A 3,295-nucleotide genomic window follows, 5' to 3' on the forward strand; every position below is an offset into this window, starting at 1 on the left:
CCCTATATATAGAACATTTATATGAAGAAGACAGAGAACTAAATAAAGAGACATATCTACAATCTATTTCAAAGCTTGGCTTTGCAATCTATATGGTAGATGAAAAGAAACAAGGAAAACGATATGGAGAGAGCTTTAAAGAAATTAATATTAGTGACGAGGTCATTGATAGTGTATTACATGGAAATTTATATAATGGGATTGAGAACTATCCTAATCGAGTGTTTTCCACTGGATTTTTTGATAATACAGTAGCAAATAGTATTGGAATCCCTATTCATACTAATGGACAACAATTTGCCCTATTTATTCGCCCGGATATTCAACAGCAATTTGGAGAGTTACGAATTTTTTACGCAGTATTGTTAGGATTAATTATATTAATTAGTTTAACCTGTATTGCGGTAGCTACTCGTTTTGTTGTTCGTCCTATTCAAAAATTTACACAAGCGACACAAGAAATCGCGAGTGGTAAATATGATTTAGTATTACCAGAATACCGAAAAGATGAAATTGGAGTGCTAGCAAAGAACTTTCGTAAGATGGCAAGAAGGTTGCAAAACTCAGAACAAATGCGCCAAGAATTCGTTTCGAATGTTTCACATGAATTTCAATCACCATTATCATCTATTCAAGGGTTTTCCAAAACAGTAAAAACAGAGGATTTAACTGAGTTAGAAAAACATCGTTATTTGAGTATTATTGAATCAGAAAGTCAACGTATGTCTAATATGTGTAAACAATTATTAACACTTGCATCACTTGATCAAGAAGAACTTACTTTACGTAAAGAATTTTTCAATCTAGGAAAACAAATAAGAAGTATTATATTTATGTCTGAGTGGGAATGGCAAGAAAAAGATCTTGCCATTGAAACGAATATTCCATATATCGAGATTTACGGAGATAAGAATCTACTTCATCAAGTATGGACGAATGTATTTACTAACAGTATAAAATTTACAGAAAGCGGGAAAAGTATTTCGTTTGAAGCTGAAGAAAATGAATTAGCGTGGCGTATTGCTATTACTGATAGGGGATGTGGCATTCCGAAGGAAGAGATAAAAAGCATTTTTGATCGATTTTATAAAGTTGATTCAGCTAGAAATAGAAACATTAAGGGTAGTGGGTTAGGATTGTCTATTGTAAAAGAAATCATTGAACTTCATGAGGGTGCAATAACAGTGGAAAGCGAGATAGGGAGAGGCACAACCTTTACTATTTATCTTCCAAAAAATAGAGACGGAATGGAGTTAGATGATTAATAACTAAAATATTTCTTTAGAACAAGTCTTTTTTCGTATATATAATTAAGACTTTCAACTTATAAAAGTTGAAGTTTCATTTTAAAATTGTCTTTTGTAATATTCCATTCATAATCTGTTCATATTCCTTATTTATGATAAGTGCATAGACAAAGCACAAAATAAGGAGGAAAAAGGAATGTTTTTAGCTCTTAAAGAATTAAAACAGTCGAAATTAAGGTACGGATTAATTGGTACAATCATGATTTTATTATCATTTCTTGTACTTATCATATCGGGGTTAGCGAATGGCTTATCCAATGCAAATGCTTCTTCCATTCTTGAAATGAAAGCAGAGAAATTTGTGGTATCAGAAGATGCTGAAGGAAAATTACTACGGTCTCAAATCAAGAAAGAAGATGTAGATAATGTATTAGCACAAGTTAATGAAAAAGAAGCGGTACCAATGCATATTGCAATGTCTACATTTGAGAAAAAGGGAAGTTCAAAGAAGGTTGACATTGCCATCTTTACAAATAAACAAGATTCATTTATTACTCCAAAGGTTATTGAAGGGAAATCAAGTGATTTAGAAGACAACGAAATTATTATTGATGAATCCGTGAAAAATAAAGGGATAGCATTAAATGATGAAATTGTAGATCCTATATCCAAAAAGGTATTTAAAGTCGTTGGATTTATAGAAAATGAAATGTTTAGTCATGCGCCAGTTGCTTATATGAATGAGAAAGTATGGGAGAGCATCGCACTTCCACATCAAAAAGAATTCAACGTTATTGCTCTAAATACTGATAAAGAAATTAATAATGCAAAAGTAGTTGAGAAAAAAGAAGTACTACAAAGTATTCCTGGGTATAAAGAAGAGCAAGGAACTTTAACAATGATTATTGCATTTTTACTTGTGATTACAGCGTTATTAATTGGTGTGTTCTTCTATGTTATTACTTTACAAAAAACACAACAATTAGGTGTATTAAAAGCAATTGGTACGAAAAATTCTTATTTAGCTAATAGCTTAGTAGTACAAGCTGTATTCTTATCTGTTGTTGCATTATTAGTAGGTATTGGTTTAACACTCGCGGTACAAACTGTGTTCCCTGAAAGTATGCCGTTCTTACTAACAACGACAATGATTGCGCAGTATTCTATTATCTTTATCGTAATTAGCGTGTTAGGGACATTAATTTCTTTATATCAAGTGTTGAAAGTAGATGCATTAGAAGCTATCGGAGGTGGGATGTAATGGTGACAGATTTAAAATGGGAGACACCAGCATCATTATTAAAACTAGATCAAGTAAGTAAAGTATATGGGGAAGGCGATACAGAAGTGACAGCTTTACATCCTATCACACTAGATGTAAGGGAAGGGGAATTCATTGGTATTGTTGGACCATCTGGATCAGGTAAAAGTACATTACTTTCCATTGCGGGTGCACTCTTATCTCCTTCTAAAGGAAATATTTATGTATCTGGTAAAGATATAACTAGCTTATCGGAAAAAGAAATGACGGAAGTTCGTTTGAAACGAATCGGATTTATATTTCAGTTTGCAAACCTTGTACCATTCTTAACAGTGAAAGAGCAGCTTCTATATATTGCAAAATTAAAAGGAGAAAATAAAACTGAAGCAAACGAATATGCAACTGAATTACTAAAAACATTTGGATTAACACATCGAATTAACCATTATCCTAGACAACTTTCTGGTGGTGAGAAACAACGTGTAGCCATTGCTCGTGCTTTTATGAATAATCCAGATTTGATTTTAGCCGATGAGCCTACTGCTAGTTTGGACTCAAAACGTGCTAGAGAAGTTGTTGAAATGATGAAGAATGAAGTAAAGAAAAATAAAAAAGCAGCAATTATGATTACGCACGATGAAAAAATGCTTGATGTATGTGACCGTATATTGACGCTTAGAGATGGAAAATTACTACGGAAAAATGAGATTTGAAAATAGGTAAAGATAAAAAGGCTCTTATAGAATTAGATATAAGAGCCTTTTTATCAATATTAATTAGTCAATTA

The 3,295-nt window shown here is 32.3% G+C and carries 3 protein-coding genes; all 3 read left to right on the plus strand.

The features are described 5' to 3' along the window. Positions 1 to 1,265 (plus strand): sensor histidine kinase (locus AB3X48_RS19650; protein ID WP_367959833.1); only part of this gene is annotated, 1,265 nt, incomplete at its 5' end. A 178-nt stretch (positions 1,266 to 1,443) separates the two neighbouring features. Further along, positions 1,444 to 2,508, plus strand: coding sequence for an ABC transporter permease (locus AB3X48_RS19655; RefSeq protein WP_088031950.1), 1,065 nt, complete (start codon positions 1,444 to 1,446; stop codon positions 2,506 to 2,508). Beyond that, positions 2,508 to 3,221: an ABC transporter ATP-binding protein gene (locus AB3X48_RS19660; protein ID WP_088099294.1), complete on the plus strand. Its 714-nt coding sequence runs from the start codon at positions 2,508 to 2,510 to the stop codon at positions 3,219 to 3,221. The genes AB3X48_RS19655 and AB3X48_RS19660 overlap by 1 nt, the downstream gene beginning before the upstream one ends. The last annotated feature ends 74 nt before the right edge of the window (positions 3,222 to 3,295 follow it).

Source organism: Bacillus sp. S4 (genome assembly GCF_040838205.1).
In the GTDB taxonomy this organism is placed as follows: domain Bacteria; phylum Bacillota; class Bacilli; order Bacillales; family Bacillaceae_G; genus Bacillus_A; species Bacillus_A cereus_U.

What these genes read in the sequence shown, in the direction of transcription:
- AB3X48_RS19655 (WP_088031950.1), top strand. Translation starts at nt 1,444, where the DNA reads ATGTTTTTAGCTCTTAAAGAATTAAAACAGTCGAAATTAAGGTACGGA.
- AB3X48_RS19660 (WP_088099294.1), top strand. Translation starts at nt 2,508, where the DNA reads ATGGTGACAGATTTAAAATGGGAGACACCAGCATCATTATTAAAACTA.